At 70.2% G+C, this 18,270-nt stretch carries 12 protein-coding genes; 9 read left to right on the top strand and 3 right to left on the bottom strand.

All coding sequences use genetic code 11. The features are described from left to right. Nucleotides 1–93: 93 nt before the first annotated feature. Entirely contained in the window at nucleotides 94–1,869 is a 1,776-nt protein-coding gene (treS, locus tag N5079_RS02325) for a maltose alpha-D-glucosyltransferase (protein ID WP_410007725.1), read from the bottom strand. A 216-nt stretch (nucleotides 1,870–2,085) separates the two neighbouring features. Continuing rightward, nucleotides 2,086–4,011, bottom strand: a complete 1,926-nt coding sequence (locus N5079_RS02330) for an asparagine synthetase B family protein (RefSeq protein ID WP_261581619.1) — start codon at nucleotides 4,009–4,011, stop codon at nucleotides 2,086–2,088. Between the two features lie 252 nt (nucleotides 4,012–4,263). On the opposite strand from N5079_RS02330, the gene N5079_RS02335 reads away from it, so the two are divergent. The 8 genes from N5079_RS02335 (at nucleotide 4,264) to N5079_RS02370 (ending at nucleotide 15,160) form a co-directional block, all read left to right on the top strand. Continuing rightward, nucleotides 4,264–6,519 carry a hypothetical protein gene (locus N5079_RS02335; RefSeq protein ID WP_261581621.1) on the top strand — a complete coding sequence of 752 codons (2,256 nt, stop codon included), beginning with the start codon at nucleotides 4,264–4,266 and terminating at the stop codon, nucleotides 6,517–6,519. Between the two features lie 217 nt (nucleotides 6,520–6,736). Then, entirely contained in the window at nucleotides 6,737–7,471 is a 735-nt protein-coding gene (locus N5079_RS02340) for a DALR anticodon-binding domain-containing protein (protein WP_261581622.1), read from the top strand. Nucleotides 7,472–7,547: 76 nt separating this feature from the next. After that, nucleotides 7,548–8,930, top strand: a complete 1,383-nt coding sequence (lysA, locus tag N5079_RS02345; RefSeq protein ID WP_261581623.1) for a diaminopimelate decarboxylase — start codon at nucleotides 7,548–7,550, stop codon at nucleotides 8,928–8,930. A gap of 36 nt (nucleotides 8,931–8,966) precedes the next feature. Next, entirely contained in the window at nucleotides 8,967–10,280 is a 1,314-nt protein-coding gene (locus N5079_RS02350; protein ID WP_261581624.1) for a homoserine dehydrogenase, read from the top strand. A 285-nt stretch (nucleotides 10,281–10,565) separates the two neighbouring features. Continuing rightward, complete coding sequence (locus N5079_RS02355; RefSeq protein WP_261581625.1) at nucleotides 10,566–11,447, top strand: polysaccharide deacetylase family protein; 882 nt, start codon at nucleotides 10,566–10,568, stop codon at nucleotides 11,445–11,447. Nucleotides 11,448–11,549: 102 nt separating this feature from the next. Then, nucleotides 11,550–12,638, top strand: coding sequence for a glycosyltransferase family 2 protein (locus tag N5079_RS02360; protein ID WP_261581626.1), 1,089 nt, complete (start codon nucleotides 11,550–11,552; stop codon nucleotides 12,636–12,638). Then, nucleotides 12,635–14,338, top strand: coding sequence for a glycosyltransferase family 2 protein (locus N5079_RS02365; RefSeq protein WP_261581627.1), 1,704 nt, complete (start codon nucleotides 12,635–12,637; stop codon nucleotides 14,336–14,338). The genes N5079_RS02360 and N5079_RS02365 overlap by 4 nt, the downstream gene beginning before the upstream one ends. Nucleotides 14,339–14,527: 189 nt before the next feature. Beyond that, nucleotides 14,528–15,160, top strand: coding sequence for a GOLPH3/VPS74 family protein (locus N5079_RS02370; RefSeq protein ID WP_261581628.1), 633 nt, complete (start codon nucleotides 14,528–14,530; stop codon nucleotides 15,158–15,160). A gap of 153 nt (nucleotides 15,161–15,313) precedes the next feature. On the opposite strand, the gene N5079_RS02375 is transcribed toward N5079_RS02370, so the two are convergent. Further along, nucleotides 15,314–16,867, bottom strand: a complete 1,554-nt coding sequence (locus tag N5079_RS02375; protein ID WP_261581629.1) for a glycosyltransferase — start codon at nucleotides 16,865–16,867, stop codon at nucleotides 15,314–15,316. A gap of 197 nt (nucleotides 16,868–17,064) precedes the next feature. Here N5079_RS02375 and thrC point away from each other — a divergent pair, with 197 nt between their 5' ends. Further along, entirely contained in the window at nucleotides 17,065–18,123 is a 1,059-nt protein-coding gene (gene thrC, locus N5079_RS02380) for a threonine synthase (protein ID WP_261581630.1), read from the top strand. Nucleotides 18,124–18,270: the final 147 nt, after the last annotated feature.

The raw sequence follows: 18,270 nt of genomic DNA on the forward strand, positions 1-18,270 counted from the left end.
GAACCTTCGCATGATCACGGCCAGGGAGTTCGCAGGCCAGAAGGCATGCGCGGGAACCTGTGCATGATCACGCCGAAGGGGGGGCGGGGGTGCTCAGGACTCCTTCTGGATGGACAGCCAGTAGAAGCCGTGCCCCGGCAGAGTGAGCAGGTAGGGGAGGTCGCCGATCCGCGGGAAGGGCACGCCGCCTCGGCACTCGACCGGCGTCATCCCGCTGAAGCGGCGCAGGTCGAGCTCGACCGGCTGGGCGAACTTCGACAGGTTGTTCACGCAAAGCACCCGGTCGTCGCCCTCCTCGCGGATGAAGGCCAGCACGCTCGGGTTGGGCGACCACAGCTCGATGTAGCTGCCGGTGCCGAAGATCGGGTGCTCCCGCCGGATCTGCAGCATCCTCCGGGTGAAGTGCAGCAGCGACGACTCGCTCTTGATCTGCGCCTCGACGTTGACCGACTGGTAGCCGTAGATCGGGTCCATGACCACCGGCAGGTACAGCCTGGCCGGGTCGGCCGTGGAGAAGCCGGCGTTGCGGTCGGGGCTCCACTGCATCGGCGTGCGGACCGCGTCCCGGTCCTCCAGCCAGATGTTGTCGCCCATGCCGATCTCGTCGCCGTAGTACATGACCGGCGACCCCGGCATGCTGAGGAGCAGCGCGGTGAACAGCTCGATCTGGTCCCTGTCGTTCTCCAGCAGGGGGGCGAGACGACGCCGGATGCCCAGGTAGGCCCGCATCCGGGGGTCCTTGGCGTACTCGGCGTGCATGTAGTCGCGCTCCTCTTCCGTCACCGTCTCGAGCGTCAGCTCGTCGTGGTTGCGGAGGAAGATGCCCCACTGGGCGTGCTCGGGCAGCTTCGGGGTGCGCGACATGATCTCGGAGATCGGCTCCCGGCTCTGCCGGCGCACGGCCATGAAGATACGCGGCATCAGCGGGAAGTGGAACGCCATGTGGCACTCGTCGCCGCCGGTCGTGGGGTCGCCGAAATACTCCACCACGTCCTCGGGCCACCCGTTCGCTTCGGCGAGCAGCACCCGGTCGGGGTAGAGCCGGTCGACCTCGGCGCGGATCCGCCGGAGGTATTCGTGCGTCTCCGGCAGCCCGGAGCACGCCGTCCCCTCACGCTCGAAGAGGTACGGCACGGCGTCCAGCCGGAAGCCGTCGACGCCGAGGTCCAGCCAGAACCGGAGGACCTCCATCATCGCGTCCTGGACGGCTGGGTTGTCGTAGTTGAGATCCGGCTGGTGGTGGAAGAACCGGTGCCAGTAGTACTGGCCGCGCACCGGGTCGTAGGTCCAGTTGGACTCCTCGGCGCCGATGAAGATGATCGGAGCGTCGGCGTACTTCGTGGGGTCGTCCGACCAGACGTAGAAGTCGCCGTAGGGGCCGTCCGGGTCCTCCCGGGAAGCCTGGAACCACGGGTGCTTGTCGCTGGTGTGGTTCATGACCAGGTCAGTGATGACCCGCAGGCCACGCGCGTGGGCGGCCTCGATCATCTCGACGAAGTCACCGAGATCGCCGAACTCCGGAAGGATCTTCAGGTAGTCCGAGATGTCGTAGCCGCCGTCTCGCAGCGGCGACTCGTACAGCGGCAGCAGCCACAGGCAGTCGATGCCGAGCCACTTCAGGTAGTCGAGCTTGTCGATCAGCCCGCGCAGGTCGCCCGTGCCGTCGCCGTTCGAGTCCTTGAAGCCGCGGACGAGCACCTCGTAGAAGACCGCCCTCTTGTACCAGTGGGCGTCCTGCGGGGTGAAATCGGTGATCTCCTCGCCGGGCAGCACCGTTGGCGGCGCTGTGGGCAGCCCGGTCTGAGCCGCCGGCACAGGGGTGCCGGTAGGCGCGGAAACAGGTTCCGGGCAGGGCGACGCTGCGTTCATCTGGACTCGCTTGAGGAAAGAAGGAGGCGTGTGGTCAGGTCACACCCGAGCTTTGAAGCTCACGCCGTCAGATTTGGCCTTCATTGACCAAAATAGCACCTGACCAGGGCTGACCGTAAACGCTGACCAAGAAATGACAGGTAGTTTTTACCTGTTTCTGCTTGATCACCCACGGCGATCAGGCAGGTGTCCGGCAGGTCGGAGAGCTACCCCGAGTTAGCCCTGGGAGGTCCACGGAGGGGTCAGGTCTCCGAGGACGTCCTCGTAGTCCGTGAGCCAGGCGCCGAAAAGCACGAGAGCCCGTAGCCAAAACCGCGAGTTCCACGCCCCGAAGGCGGTCAGCGCGTCCGGCCCGGAGGCCACGACCTCCAGCATCTGGGGCGACATCAGACCGGGGATCGACGCGGCCTTCACCAGCATCCGGTGGTTCCACTCCCGTGCCGCCGGGCCGTTCGAGCGGAGCGGGACCCGGCGGTGCGGGAGGGCGCCGTTGGTGGACGGCAGCGCCGCCACCCGTGGGTTGGCCGCCTTCAGGACCTCCCGATAAAACCTGCCGCCCTCCTTCCGGGTCACCGGCACAGACAGGGCGGCGTCGAAGAACTCGGGGTGCAGGAACGGGAAGACCGGCGTCGCCTCGGGGCCCACGAGGTTGACCGGCGAACGGGCGATGCCCCGGGCCGTCCGGGTGTGGAGCACGCTCAACGGTAGCTCCGAACGGTGGCCGTGCAGCATCGAGGTCGCCGCGGCGAAAGCCGTACGGACCTGATCGTCCATCCACGCGAGGGCGGAGTCGCCAAGGACGGGCATGTGCGGGTCGCCGGTCGCGAGAGCGGCCAGCAGCGCCTCCCGCCGCGATGCGCCGGTCCCCGCTCCCACGGCGTCGGCGGTGATCAGGAAGTTCTTCATCAGCGGGCCGCCGGCCAGGCCGTCGACCACGGCGCGGCCGGCCTCGTGGACCTCGCGGGCGAAGGGGGAGTACCACGCGTGGTGGCTGGTGAGGTACTCCAGCCGCCGAGCCGCCCACAACGCCTCTTCGGGGTATCTTTCCGGATCCTGCGGGACGATCCGGTGCTTCAACCCCAGCTCGCGCGTGATGTACCGGGCGAAGTCGATGTCGTTGTCCAGCCCGTCGTCGGGGCTCGTCGTCCACGACTCCACGTCCATCCGCCGCGCCACGGCGACGCTCGCCAGCAGCCTGGAGTCGTAGCCGCCGCTCACCGGGACCAGCACCCGGTCGTACGGCTTGAGCGCGTCGTGCAGCAGCGCGACCAGGTCACCGCCGGTCACGCCGCGGTCGACCGGCTCCTCCCGCACCCAGCGCGGCGCCCGCTTCTCGACCCGCAGCTTCCGCTCCGTCCGCGACCAGGTCAGCGCGGTCGCACCTGGCAGCCGCCTGACCTCGCGGTACGGCGTGTCCTCCAGCAGCGGATAGGTCAGTTTGAGGATGGCCGCCCAGGCGCTCCAGTTGACCTCGTACGGCCGGGCGGCCAGGGCCAGAAGCGGCTCGATGAGGCCGGCGAAGTAGACGGCGTCCCCGTCGGCCAGGTAGTAGACGTCGATCAGCCCGAACGCGCCCGTGTGCAGGGTCACGGCGCCCGGCTCGTCGATGAGCCCCGGCGCCTCGTAGGTCTCGGAGATCCTCAGCCAGTCGCGCGTCGCCGGGCCGGACTCGTGGCCTGATTCCCAGCCGCCGATCGGCTGCCGGTCTCCCCACGCGAAAGCCGCCGCTCCGCGCGGCGCGTCCCCCTGCGGCACGGGTATGTGCGCGCCGGCCTCCTGGGCGCTCCCGGCCTGCGAAGTGAGCGGCGCTGTGCTGTTCGGGGCGTGTTGCGCTGCGCCATAGGGCTGCGGCGTGGTGCCGTACGGCTGCGGCGCTGTGCTGTACGGCGCTGTGCTGTTGTACGGCGCTGTGCTGTTGTACGGCGCTGTGCTGTTGTACGGCGCTGTGCTGTTGTACGGCGCTGTGCTGTTGTACGGCGCTAGCGGGCCGGAGGCGAGCAGCGCGGCGTGCGTGGAGGTGTGCACGGCCCGTACGGCAGGGCCGGACCGTGCCAGCAGATCGAGCCGGGCCGCGTCGAAGGGCCCGATGGCGCCGCAGACATACGGCCTCGTCTGGTATCGCGGCCACTCACCCTTGCGCACGTCTCGCCCTCCCTCGAACCCGCCGCCGAGTCTACGGACCTTTCGCCCATCGAGCCGCGAGCTATCCCGAATCAGGACGATCCAGCCGACGCGAAGCCATGTGGAGGCCACGATGGCCTGCCGGAGTCACGTCTCCCAGGGGTCCGCCGAGGGCTGTGGGAATGACGGGACCTGGTCTCTTCCTGAGATCGATCAGCACGTTCTGCGAATATTGTGACTCTCGCCCCCTTCGGACTACTGCGGAGTTACCTCATGAGCGAGTTGGAGAGCGTGAAGCAGGCGCTGGCGCAGGCCGTCGAGCAGGCGGCCGGGGCGGCGGAGCTCGGCCGGCTGCTCACGGATTACCAGCGGCGGCTCGACGAGGCGGCCCACTCTGAGGCCGAAGCGGTGACCAGGCTGCGGGAGGCCGAGGCGCGGCTCAAGGTCGTCGAGCGGCAGAACACGCAGCTCGCGAAGAACCTCGCCGAGCAGCGCTACCAGACCGAGGTGGCCAACTGGAAGCTCGTCTCGGTCCAGGAGAGCCGCTGGATCAAGCTCGGCGACGCGCTCCACACCAAGAATCCCGGCGTGGTCGCCAAGACGCTCAAGGAGCCGGTGAAGAAGCGTCCCGCGCCCAAGCGGTCGGACTTCAAGCCCGAGCTTCCGGCGGTCGCCGAGGAGAAGGCCGCGGCAGCCGCACCGGACGCGAACGCCCCGGAGGTCTCCGCCGCCCTCGCCGACGGGTTCGCGGTGCCGAAGGGCCCGCTGGCCAGGCCGTACCTCACGGTCGCCGCGATCGTGGACAGGCAGACCGAGGCGCTGCTGCGCTACGAGTGGCGGCAGGTGACCAACTTCGGCCCGGACAACTGGGAGACGATGCTCGACCAGCACCAGCCGCACGTGCTGTTCGTCGAGTCCGTACGGCCCGGCCCCCGGCAGGGCAACGGAGGCCGTTGGCTGGAGGCGCTGTCGGGGCAGTCACGCGCGCTGCGGGACCTGGTAGAGGCGTGCCGCAAGCGGGGGATCAAGACTGTTTTCTGGCATTCGAGCGGCGCCGTTTCGCGGTCGGTCCCGGCGGCTGAGCATTTCGAGTACGTCGTGACGACCTCGGAGGCGCGGGCCCGCGAATGGAAGTCGGCGCTGCGTCACGAGCGGGTGGGCGTCCTGCCGCACGCGATCCAGCCTCGGGTCCACAACCCGATCCCGGCTGTCGGTGGCCGCACCGGAGAGGTCGTGACCCTCGGCTCCGTCGTACTGCCGGCCCAGACGCCGCCGGCGATCGAGACATCCCCGGCGGCCTCGGCGTCCGGAGCGGGCGAGGGGACAGCTGAGGGTCCGGCCACGACGGCTGCGACGGCCAAGACGGCCACGACGGCTGCGACGGCCACGACGGCTGCGACGGCTGCGGGCGATGTGGCGGTGGCCGGCCCGGCCGAGAGCGCCGGGGGGAGTGTGGGCCAGGCGAGCCCCGCGTCCCAGCCCGTGGCCGCGGTGGCCGGGCGGGGAACGTCGCGGCACTGGGCCGTTCTGGCAGGCCAGGGAGACGACAAGACGTCCTACGACGACCTGCTGACGACCTACCGGCGGCCCGCCCTCGTGGTGGCCGGTGCCGACGCCGAGCCGAGGGTGATCGCGGAGGTCGCCGCCTGCGGCACCCCGGTGCTCCAGGTGAGAGCGGGGGCCAAGGGCGAGGAGACGGTCGCCGCCGCCGACGTCCTCCTCGCCGACCCCGAACGGCTGGCCAGGGAGGCGCACCTGGCATGGCGCGCCCGGTCGAGCGTGACTCCGCTACTCGACCCGATCCTCGACATCCTCGGCGTGCCGAGCGTCCGGAACAACGGGACGATCAGCGTCATCACCGCCGTCGACGGTGAGGCCGAGCTGGAGCACCTGCTCACCCACGTCGCCCGCCAAGCGCACCGGCCGGGCCAGCTCGTCATCGTCGCCGACGGCGTGGACGCCGCCCTGGTGGAGAAGACCGCCCGCCAGCACCCCGCCCTGACGGCGGAAGACGCGGAAGGCGCCGCCATGCCGGACCTCGTCGTCCGGGTCGCGGCCGCCCCCATCACGCGGGGTGCGGGTCTGGACCGGGCGCTGCGGCTCGCCGAGGGCGACTACGTAGCGGTCCTCGATCCCCGTGATCTGTACGGCGAGCACTACCTGGCCGACCTCGTCCGGCACTTCGCTTCGACCGACGCCGAGATTGTGGGCAAGGCCGCGTTCTACGCCCATCTGCCGAAGGCTGGGGCGACGTTCCTCCGGCAGCCAGAAGCCGAGCACCGGTTCCTCCCCGAGGTGGCGGGAGGGACGGTCCTGGCCCGCCGCCAGACGCTCGTCGACCTGGGCTTCGCCGACGTCACAGATGAGTGGGGCGAGGTCCTGATGCGGCAGTGCCGCGCCGACGGGGTCCGCGTCTACTCGGCCGACCGGTATTCGTACGTCTGCGTCCGGAGCTCGGCGGAGGGCGGCCTGCTCGGCTCGGCCCGCCTGGAGGGATACGTCCCGGCCGAGCCCCTCGCGTTGCTCTGAGCGCACCCGGCACCGCGTGATCACGCACGATTTACGGCCTGGCCTGCGGCCATGCGCGGGAACTCGTGCATGATCACGCGCGATGTGGGGCCTGGCCTGTGGTCATGTGCGGGAACTCGTGCATGATCACGACCCGTGTCGGGGCAGGTCAACGGGGGTTCGCAGGAACCTGTGCATGATCACGCGGAGGGGGTGTGGGGGGGTTAGTGTGGGCGGGATGACGCCTGCGCGGCTCGGCCGGTTTCTCGGAGCGCCGCCCGTGCCCTGTGGTTCGTGGGAGCGGGAGGCGGTGCTGGCGTCCCCGATCGCGCTCAAGACGGCGTACGGCAGGCCGCCGCGCGACGTGGCGGAGGAGTTCGCCGCCCGGCTGCGCGGTGAGGAGGGGATCGCCGCTGTCCGGGTCCAGCCCAACGGCTTCCTGCTGATCGCGCTGGCGACCCCCGGCGAGATCGTCCGGGAGATCGTGGAGCCGGAGTCCGTGTCCCCGCCGGATGAGCCGGACGGGGCGGGCTCGGACGGCCCGGCCGGAAATGATCGGAGGCGTGCGGGGCGGGTGCCGTCGCCGTGGCCAGATTTTCCTCGCACGTGGGACAACCCGGGCTTCGTCGTGAGGTTCGCGCATGCGCGGGCGGCGGTCGTACGGAGATGGGCCCGTGATCTCGGTGTGCCGTCGGAGGGCTTCCGGCCGGAACTGCTGGACGACCCTCGCGACCGCGCGGTTCTGAGGCTGCTCGCGGAGCTGCCCAGCCGTACGGCCGGCCGCGAGCCGGCGTGGACCGCCTATGCCGAGCAGCTCGCGCTGGCCTACCACGACGCGCACGAGCACGCTCCGGCCACCCCGATGGGAGATGGGCGGCCCGCCGAGGTTCACACGTCACGGCTGTGGCTGGCGAGAGCCGTACAGATCGTCCTGGTAGATATTCTGGGGACCGCGTTGCCGGACAGACTGTGACAGACGGGGCCAAGGGGTGTCTCGTCACGTGGGCGGCCGTCTCATGCGGACGGTGAGGTCGGATAGCCTCGTTCGGGTGAGTCGATTCGCCCACCCCGCCGGCGACAGGCATGCCGAGGTGCTGCCCGAAGAACGTCCGCCGCATGTGCCCGCCGACCTGAACGCGCTCGATCACGTGATCTGGCCGCGAACGTCCGGCCGGACCGGTGGCGCCATCACGATCGGTGGCGTAGACGTCAGGGACCTGGCGAAGGAATACGGCACTCCTCTCTACGTCATCGACGAGGAGGACTTCCGCTCCCGCTGCCGGGACCACAAGGCCGCCTTCCATGACGGCGAGGTCCATTACGCGGGCAAGGCCTTCCTGTGCCGTGAGGTGGCCCGCTGGATCGACCAGGAGGGCCTCGGCCTCGACGTGTGCAGCGCGGGCGAGCTCGCGGTCGCGCTCAGCGTCGGCTTCCCGCCCGAGCGGATCACCATGCACGGCAACAACAAGTCCCTGGCCGAGCTGGAGAAGGCCGTCGAGGTCGGCGTCGGCCACATCGTGGTCGACTCCTACGAGGAGATCGCCCGGCTGGGCTTCCTCGCCGACCGCCACGGCACCCGGCCCAAGGTCATGATCCGCGTGACCGTCGGCGTGGAGGCGCACACCCACGAGTTCATCGCGACCGCCCACGACGACCAGAAGTTCGGCCTGTCGCTGAGCAGCGGCGCGGCGGCGGAGGCGGTGCGGCGGATCCTCGCCCTGCCGCAGTTGGAGCTGGTCGGCCTGCACTCGCACATCGGGTCGCAGATCACCGACACCGCGGGGTTCGAGGTGGCCGCCCGCCGCCTGGCCGGCCTGCTGGTCCAGATCAAGGAAGAGCACGGCATCGTCCTCCCCGAGCTCGACCTCGGCGGCGGCTACGGCATTCCGTACGTGACGGGCGACGAGGCGCCGGACATCAAGGTCATCGCGGACGGCCTCACGGAGATCGTCGCCAAGGTCTGCACGTCGGCGGGGCTTCCGGTGCCGCGCCTGACGGTGGAGCCGGGCCGTGCGATCACGGGACCCGCGGGTGTGACGCTGTACGAGGTCGGTACGGTCAAGGACGTGGAGGGCCTGCGGACCTACGTCAGCGTCGACGGCGGCATGAGCGACAACATCCGCACCGCGCTGTACGGCGCCGACTACACGGCCGTGCTCGCCTCCCGCGAGACCGACGCCGAACCGATGCTGTCCCGCCTGGTCGGCAAGCACTGCGAGAGCGGGGACATGATCGTTCGCGACCTGTGGCTGCCCGCGGACCTCGCTCCAGGTGACATGATCGCGGTGGCGGCGACCGGCGCGTACTGCCGCTCGCTGGCGAACAACTACAACTACCTGCCGAAGCCCGCGGTGGTCGCGGTGTCCAGGGGCAAGGCACGGGTGATCGTGCGCCGGGAGACCGAGGACGATCTGCTGAGGGGGCAGCTGTGATCACTCGCCCATCGACGGGTGAAACGAGGAGGGCCCGTGACTAACCCCATCGGCAAACCGGCGCTGAAGGTCGCGCTGCTGGGCTGCGGCGTCGTCGGTTCGCAGGTCGTACGGCTGCTGGGCGAGCAGGCCGACGACCTGGCCGCCCGCGTCGGGGCTCCGCTGGAGCTGGCCGGGGTGGCCGTGCGGAGGCTCGGCCGCAGGCGCGACGCGGAGATCGACCCCGCCCTGTTGACGACCGACGCCGAGGGCCTGATCACCCGCGACGACGTGGACATCGTCGTCGAGGTGATCGGCGGCATCGAGCCCGCCAGGTCGCTGATCCTCGCCGCGATGTCGCGCGGCAAGTCGGTGGTGACCGCCAACAAGGCGCTCCTGGCCGAGGACGGCGCGACCATTCACCGGGCGGCCCGCGAGAACAACGCCGACCTCTACTTCGAGGCCAGCGTGGCCGGAGCGATCCCGCTGCTGCGGCCGCTCCGCGAGTCGATGGCCGGTGACCACGTCCGGCGGGTGCTGGGCATCGTCAACGGCACCACGAACTACATTCTCGACAAGATGGACTCCTCGGGCGCCTCGTTCGGAGACGCGCTGGAGGAGGCCCAGTCGCTCGGGTACGCCGAGGCCGACCCGACCGCCGACGTGGAGGGCTTCGACGCCGCCGCCAAGGCCGCCATCCTCGCCGGGATCGCCTTCCACAGCCGGGTGACGGCGGCCGACGTGCACCGCGAGGGCATCACGGAGATCACCGCGGCCGACGTCGCCTCGGCCAAGGGCATGGGCTACGTGATCAAGCTGCTGGCCATCTGCGCCCGCTCCGACGACGGCCGCTCGGTCGGCGTGCGGGTCCACCCGGCCATGATCCCCCGGTCGCACCCCCTGGCGGGGGTCCGGGAGGCGTACAACGCGGTGTTCGTGGAGGCCGAGTCGGCCGGGCGGCTGATGTTCTACGGCGCCGGCGCCGGGGGAGCACCCACGGCCTCGGCGGTCCTGGGGGACATCGTCGCGGTGGCCCGCAACCGCCTCGCCGGGACCCGCGGCCCAGAGGAGTCGACCTACGCCGACCTGAAGGTCCACCCGATCGGAGACACGGTCACCCGCTATCACGTGTCGGTGGATGTGGCGGACAAGCCGGGCGTTCTCGCCCGCGTGGCCGACGTCTTCGCCAGCCACGACGTGTCCATCCAGACGGTCCGGCAGGAGGGCCGCGGCGACGACGCCCAGCTCGTTCTGGTCACCCACCGGGCGAGCGACGCCGCCCTGTCGGCCACGATCGAGGACCTCCGGGAGCTCGACATCGTCCGGGCCGTGGCCAGCGTGATGCGCGTCGAGGGCGACGACACCCCCTGAGCCGTAACGTGGCGGATTCAGGCGATCACTGGATAATCTACGTCGGTTCCCTCTGATCGCCGCCGCGGTCCTGGAATAGGCATCATTCTTACTTTCCTGAATATGGTTGGAATCGGCGGTAAAGCGGTGATGATCCGATAAGAGTAATTACCGATGGTACTGGGGTGGCGACCGCCCGAAGGGCGGTAGCCCCTGGGATGCGTCGATCAATGTGATCACGATCTGCATATGGCCGTTTGGTTTGGTGAACCACCATGCAAGGTGGTCCTGACCTAGAATCAGCCGGTGTTCCCCTCGTCCCCCGCTTCGTTCCTGCGGCATGCCGGCGCCCTGGCGCTCGTGGTGCCAGTGCTGCTCATGGCGTCCGGGCAGATGGCCGAGGCCAGGACGACAGGGGCCGTGACGACAGGGGCCGTGACGACAGGGGCCGTGACGTCCGGGCACGGGTCGCCCAGGGTGACGACCGTCGTGGCCTTGACCTTCGACGACGGCGACGCGAGCCACGTGCGGGTGGCCCGGCTGCTGAACGCCAGAGGCATGGCCGGGACCTTCTACATCAACAGCGCGCAGATCGGCACGGCCGGCAAGCTGACCCGCGCGCAGCTCGCCGCCATCGCCAGGGCGGGCCACGAAATCGGCGGCCACACCCTGACGCACCCCAAGCTGCCCGAGCTGACGCCCGCGGAACAGCGCGCCGAGATCTGCGACGACCGGCGGGCGCTGCTCGCGATGGGCTTTCAGGTTCGCACGTTCGCCTACCCTTATGGCGCGTGGGACGGCAGCGCCAAGCGGATCGTCCGCGCGTGCGGGTACAACGGCGCGAGAGGAGTGGGCGGCCTCTCTTCCCGCCCGTGCGCCGGCTGCGCGGTGGCCGAGCCGTACCGTCCGGAGAGCCTCTACCTCGTTCGCACCCCGGGGTCCGTGCGGGAGACGACCACACTCGCGCAGATCAAGAAGTCGGTGCTCAACGTGGAGAAGGCGGGTGGCGGCCTGGTCCCGCTGGTCTTCCACCGGTTGTGCGCCGATGACGGCGGGTGCGGCCTCTATTCGGTGAGCGACCGGACCCTGACCGCGTTCCTTGACTGGCTGGCCGGGCGCAGGGCCCGCGGGACGGTCGTGCGGACCCTCGGCGCGGTGATCGGCGGCAAGGTCCGGCCTCTCCCATGATCAGGCGGAAGCGGTGATTCAGGACTACGGCGCCCAAGCGGGTCATGTGCCACAATGCGAGATCGTTGAGCAGACTGTGAAGATCGGCCGAGGGCGGGCGTCATGACAAGCCCCAGAGGCTTCCTCCGCACGCCGAGCGCGGAGATGGCGGACGCGTCCTGGGACGGGAGCCGGTGGGTCGTCGCCGGCGCCCCGGTCCAGGCAGAGTTCGCGGAGGACGACGTGGCCCGCCTGCGTGGCCTCCGCGGCGTCCACGTCCACTGGTCGCCAGGCGTGGTGCCCCACGACGTGATCCTCCGGCTCGCCGCGGCCGGGGTCCCGCTCTACTCAGCCTCGGTGCCCGGCTGGCTCGCCGACGCCACGCTCCGCGAGCTGATCACCGACTCCGGCTGGCTCACCTCCGAGGCCGACAGCGCGGGGGCGCCGGTCGTCGACCTCCGCCGCGAGGAGCACAGCGTACGGCTCCGCAGGCACGCCCTCCACGGGGAGGTGGTCGGCAGCGGTGGGCTGGTCAGCGTGGTGGTGGCGAGCAGGCGGCCCCGGATGGCGGCCTTCGCGCTGGCGCAGATCGCCCGGCAGCGGGACGTGGACCTGGAGGTCGTCTACGCCGCGCACGGCTTTCCCGCAGACGTCGTACGGCAGGCCGCCGGGGGCTTCCCCTTTCCGATAGAGGTCGTAGAGGTCGGCGGCGAGATCCCGTTCGGCGACGTGCTCAACGAGGCGGTACGGCGGGCATCCGGCGACTATGTCGCGAAATGGGATGACGACGACTGGTATGGCCCTGACCATCTCTCCGACCTCCTCCTGGCCAGGGCATACGCGGGAGCCGACGTGGTGGGGACGGCCGCCGAGTTCTTCTACCTGGAGCCGCTGAACGTGACCGTCCGCAGGACCGACTACACGAGCGAGGTGGTCTCCCCGCACGTGGCGGGAGGCACGATCCTGCTGGAGCGCGCCGCGCTGCTCGAGGTCGGCGGCTTCCAGCCGCTGCCGCGTGCCGTCGACGAGCGGCTCCTCAAGGACGTGGAGGCGGCGGGAGGGTCGATCTACCGGACCCATGGCCTGGGCTACGTGCTCAGGCGCTCCACGATGGAGGAGCACACCTGGCGGCTGCCGCTGGCGCATTTCCTCCGAGTCGCGACCAACCAGTGGCGAGGTTTCCGGCCGAGCCGGATCCTGGAGGCGTCATGACGCCGGCCGAAACACCGCGAGTCCGCGGAAACGACTACTCCGTCCTCCGGCCGCCCGACGTCGGGGCGTGGACGCCCAGCCTGCGGGTGAGCGTCGTCATCCCCGCGTACAACGGGCAGGAGAAGCTCGACCTCGTGCTGGCCGGGCTCGCCGACCAGACCTACCCGGCCGCGCTGACCGAGGTCATCGTCGTCGACAACGGCAGCGCGCCCCCGCTGCGCCTGCCGGAGACCCGCCCCGAGCGGACCCGGCTGATCGTCTGCGGGAGCCCCGGACGGGCCAACGCCCGCAACGCCGGCCTCCGGGCCGCCGAGGGCGACGTCATCCACTGGCTGGACTCCGACATCGTGCTGGAGCGCACGGCCCTGGAAGCCCATATGCGCTGGCACCATCTCGCGCCCTACCTGGTCGTGACCGGCTACCTGCGCTTCTCCACCGCGCCGCTCCCGCATCCCCGTGAGGTCGTCTCCGTCGGAGAGCGGGCGAAGCTGTTCGAACCGGCGGAGCCGCACGACTGGATCGTCGAACTGGTCGAGCGCACCGACGGCCTGCGGACCAACGCGCACCGGGCGTTCAGCATCCACATCGGCGGCGCGACGTCGGTCAACGCCCGGTTGATCGAGGCGGCCGGGCCCATGGACGAGGAGCTGATCCTCGGTCAGGACACCGAGATGGGCTACCGGCTGTCCCAGGCGGGGGCGGTGTTCATCCCGGAGCCCGTGGCGCGCGGCTACCACCTCGGCCCCACGATGCGGATGCGCGACGCGAAGTCGATCGGCCGCAACAGCCACGCGCTCATCCCCGACCGCATCCCGCACTACCGGTGGCTGCGGTCCCATCCGGCCCGGCAGTGGCTCGTGCCGTACGTCGAGGTGGAGATCGACGCGACCGCCGCCACCTATGAGGACGTCCGCGCGACAGTTGACGCGGTGCTCGCGGGGACGGTCCCGGACGTCGCCGTTGTCCTGGTGGGGCCCTGGGACGAGCTCGATCCCGAGCGCCGCTCGCCGCTCACCGATCCCCGCCTCGACCTCGTGCTGATCCGCGGCCACTACGAGAACGACGGACGAGTCCGGCTGAGGGAGACGACGCGGGCCGGGGAGACGACGCGGGCCGGGGAGACGACGCGGGCCGGGAAGGTGGCGCGGGCCATGGACAGGGCGCCGTTCGTGTTCCGCCTGCCGCCCGGCTGGGTGCCCGGGGAGGACAGCCTGGCGGGCCTCCTCGACCTGGCCAAGGATCGCGGCCTGGGCCTGCTGTCCGTGCTGCTGGAGGAAGGCCCCGAAGGGATCGGCACGGCCCGCCTCGAGCGTACGGCGGCCTTCTCCCGCGCCCGGATCGTGGCGGACCCGGGTGAAGACCTCGACGGCGTCGTGACCGAGGTGTACGGCTCCATGTGGGTGGGCGGGGAGACATGGGGCTTCCTGCCCGCCGCCTCCGCGCGGACTCCGGTGGGCCGCCGGACGGCCTATCGCGCCCGGATCGAGGCCGAAGCCGAAGTCGAACGCCTGACCAAGGAGGTCGAGCGGCTCAAGGGCAAGGTGGCCGACTGGCGGGGCGAGGCCGGGCGCTGGCGCGCGAGCGCCGTCGAGATGCGGCGCGAGGTCGGAACGCTCCGTAAACAGGTGAGCGCGTTGAAGCGGGCCCAGGGCTTCAAGGGCCTCGCCCGCCGCCTCCGCCGCCCGTTCACCGACTCCTGAGCCAGGCCATAGAAGTCCGTCTTAATTGTGACCCCTATAGGAATCAACACCGGCTTGACCTGCGGAAATGGGAGATAGAGAAATGTCGGGGCGCTGAAGATCGCCTCCGCGGCGGATATTGGCGCGCTTGAACCAGAACGCTATTCGCGTCATGACAAATTTAACCATTCGGCTATACCATCGCCGTTCGTGACTGAAGCTGATCTTTCAGGCTCAAGGCTGGCCAACGATCTGTTCTTCGTCATCCATGACGACATAACGGGTCGAATGCGACTGCATCCACGACTCACCGGGCTCGGGCTGGCCGCCGCCGTCCTGGGCGAGTTGATGCTGGCCGGGCGGGTCTCGCTGGACCTCATGGCCGGTGAGGTGCGGCTGGCCGTCCTGGACGGCACGCCCACTGGCGACGAGGTCACGCGGAACGCTCTCGACCACATCGTCGCCGAGCCCTCGCATCGTTTCCGGACCTGGCTGCGGTTCCTCGCCCGTACGGCACACGCCGACGTGGCCGCCCGGATGACCGCCGCCGGGCTGCTGCATCACGCGAGGCGCCTGCGGTCCAGACAGGTGCCAGCCGACCCGAACGCGGCGGCGTGGCCGATCGGGCGCCTCAACCTGGCGATCCAACGCCGTCAGCCGCTCGGCCCACAGGACGGCGTCCTGCTCGGCCTGGTCGTCGCCACCGGCGGTGGCCGGCTCGTCCTCTGGGACCGGAACCCGCGATACCTCTCCGACTCGACCGCCGCTCTTCCGGCGCCGCTCCAAGAACTGATCACCCAGACCGAGGCCGCTGTCGGCGACTCCGTCATCACCCGTAGATAACCGAACTCCCTCACTTTCAAGGTGATCACGATCCGCGGCGCGTCGTTCTCGGCGGCCGAGGCCGTCGGCGAGGTCATCGGCGAGGTCCTCGGCGAGGTCATCGGCGAGGTCATCGCGAGGTCATCGCGAGGTCATCGGCACCCTGCGCAGGTCTTAGGAGGAGCGGCGGAACCTTCCGAGGCGGTCGCGGAGGGGGGTGAGCCGCTTACCCCTCTGACGAGGCTGCGCGGCGCGGGCCTTCGCCGGCTCACGGGGCTGGTTCTGCCGGGGCTGGTTCTGCTCACGGGGCTGGTTCTGCTCACGGGGCGGGTTCTGCTCACGGACGGGCCAGAAGGAGGCCGCGGCACTGTGCCGTACGCCGTGGGTCTCCTCGATCACCTCGTCGAGGGGCTCTCCGGGAGCGGCGACCAGGAGGGCGCGGGCGACGGCCTCGGTCCGTTCGAGGCGGGCGGCGTGGCCGTCGGCGAAGACGACCTTCAGAACGCCCAGCCGTTCGCCGGTCACCCGCTCGATCATGCCCTCCAGCGACGCCGGTTCGAGCCGCACGTCGATCGGTCCGACGTAGCGGAACGGAGCAGGCGCGGCCGTGGGCGCCACCTCGTCCGCGAGACGGACGCGGCGGTCATGGCGGTAGCCCTCGCGGAGCATCCGCAGCTCGAACGCCGGGTCGGTGAGCACGGAATGGCGGCCGGCCGGCAGCTTCGACCAGGGCGCGACGAGGGTGACCGACACGTCCGGGAGCGTTCCCGACAGAGCCGCGCGGACGGCCTCGTGCGTCTCGCGCTCGGTCGCGTCGCCGACGTCCAGCACCACCTCGACGTACGGCACGAGCCAGCCGCGGCCCGGGTCCTTGCGGAGATCGCGGCGGAGCGGGATGCGCTGCGCGAGGTAGGGCTGCACCGCGCGAACCGTCGCCGTCCGGTCCCGCCGCTGCGCGGGCAGCCCGAGATGTACGGCTTTCGCCGCCAGGTCCGGGACGAAGACGGCGCCCTGCTGGGCCAGCCGATAGGCGAACTCGGTGTCCTCTCCTCGGATCACGAGGGGGTCGATCCCGCCCGCGGCGTCGAAGAGGGACCGGTGGAGCGACACGGTCGGCCCGGTGCACACGTGGTAGGGGTTCTTGCTGCGGCGCAGCCCGTCGAGGCGGACGATCGTCTTCTCCGTCGAGCTGGGGATCGCCCGCGACATGTCCACGACGTCGGCCACGGCGTCGTCGAGCACGGCCCGCCGCACATCCCCGGCCGTGACCGCGGGCTCCTCGACGAACTGCTTCGCCCCGATGGCGACCAGGTAGTCGGTCAGGTGATGCCACCGCATCAGCGTTTCCAGGTGGTCGCGGTGGATCACCATGTCGGCGTCGAGCCGCTGGATGACCGTGCCCCCGGACGCCTCCACGCCGCTGTTGATCGCGTGGCCGGGACCCCAGCCACCGGGGGCGGCGCGGATCAGGCGGGTGTTCTCCGGCCGGATCTCGGGCAGGCGCAGGGGAGGATCGCTGCCGTCGTCGACGACGATGACCTCGACGAGATCGGCCGGGTAGGTCTGCGCGGACAGGGCGGCAAGGGTGAGATCGAGCCGGTGCTGCCCGCCGTGGGCGGGTATGACCACGCTGACCGAGAGCTTCGGCGTCCATCGCCCCACAGCAGCGGGCTTGAGCGGGGAAAAGTCGTTGTGCCGGATCGCCGGTCGGGCCCTGCTGCCCGTCACAATGGCAACTCCTCCGTTGTTACACGTCCCGTCAAAATATCGAGCAACCCTAGCGAAACAGTCTGAGCGTTTCCTAAGGTGACGCTCAGCATGTCCATCAGGTGGACAGCGCTTCTCGCATTTCAGGCGGTTGGCCGTAGACTCGTTGGCCAATACCCCAGGTTGCACGCGTGAGCAAGCGCGTGGAGGGAGCAATCATGTCCAGGGCATGGCGTGGCCTCATCGAGGAGTACCGTGACCGGCTTCCGGTGTCCGCGACGACGCCCGTGGTCACCCTGCTCGAGGGCGGCACGCCGCTGATCCCGGCGCGGCGGGTCTCCGAGCTCACCGGTTGCGAGGTCCACCTCAAAGTCGAGGGTCTGAACCCCACCGGCAGCTTCAAGGACCGCGGCATGACCGTGGCGATCAGCAAGGCCGTGGAGCAGGGCGCCCAGGCGGTGATCTGCGCCTCCACCGGCAACACCAGCGCCTCGGCGGCGGCCTATGCCGTACGGGCGGGGCTGACCTGCGCCGTGCTGGTGCCGCGCGGGAAGATCGCGATGGGCAAGCTGGCCCAGGCGCTCGTTCACGGGGCCAGGCTGCTCCAGGTCGAGGGCTCGTTCGACGACTGCCTGGAGATGACGAGGAAGCTCGCGGAGAACTACCCGATCGCGCTGGTCAACTCGGTCAACCCGCATCGCCTCCAGGGCCAGAAGACCGCCGCGTTCGAGATCGTCGACACTCTCGGCGACGCGCCCGACGTCCACTGCATCCCCGTCGGCAACGCCGGCAACATCTCGGCCTACTGGATGGGCTACAAGGAATACGCCGAGGACGGCGTGGCCACGAAGAGGCCCCGAATGCTGGGATTCCAGGCCAGCGGCGCCGCGCCCCTCGTCGGGGGGGCTCCCGTCACCCACCCGCACACGATCGCAACCGCCATCAGGATCGGCAACCCGGCCTCCTGGAAGCTCGCGGTGGCGGCACGCGACGAGTCGGGCGGCGACATCCAGGCCGTCACCGACCGCCAGATCGCGGCCGCCTACAAGCTGCTCGCCCAGGAGGAGGGCGTCTTCGTCGAGCTCGCCTCGGCCGCGAGCGTGGCGGGGCTGCTGCAGGCGCACGAGCAGGGACTGCTCACGCCGGGGGAGCGGGTGGTCTGCACGGTCACCGGCAACGGCCTCAAGGACCCCGACTGGGCGATCTCGGGCGCTCCCGCTCCCGTGACGATCCCGATCGACGCCTACGCGGCCGCCTCCGCCCTGGAACTCGCCTGATCCTTGCCTCTCCTCTCCTCCTCCCCCACCTCTTGGTTGTGATCATGCACAGGTTCCCGGGCTGGGCCGCCGACGTGCCCAAACCCGGGTCGTGATCATGCACAGGGTCCCGGCAAGGCCAGTTGACCAGCCATAATCCCGTTCGTG

The organism is Planotetraspora sp. A-T 1434 (assembly GCF_025420585.1).
GTDB lineage: Bacteria > Actinomycetota > Actinomycetes > Streptosporangiales > Streptosporangiaceae > JAOEGB01.

Coding starts and splice junctions, on each gene's coding strand:
- treS (WP_410007725.1), bottom strand. CDS start 1,869: ATGAACGCAGCGTCGCCCTGCCCGGAACCTGTTTCCGCGCCTACCGGC.
- N5079_RS02335 (WP_261581621.1), top strand. CDS start 4,264: ATGAGCGAGTTGGAGAGCGTGAAGCAGGCGCTGGCGCAGGCCGTCGAG.
- N5079_RS02340 (WP_261581622.1), top strand. CDS start 6,737: ATGACGCCTGCGCGGCTCGGCCGGTTTCTCGGAGCGCCGCCCGTGCCC.
- N5079_RS02360 (WP_261581626.1), top strand. CDS start 11,550: ATGACAAGCCCCAGAGGCTTCCTCCGCACGCCGAGCGCGGAGATGGCG.
- N5079_RS02365 (WP_261581627.1), top strand. CDS start 12,635: ATGACGCCGGCCGAAACACCGCGAGTCCGCGGAAACGACTACTCCGTC.
- thrC (WP_261581630.1), top strand. CDS start 17,065: ATGTCCAGGGCATGGCGTGGCCTCATCGAGGAGTACCGTGACCGGCTT.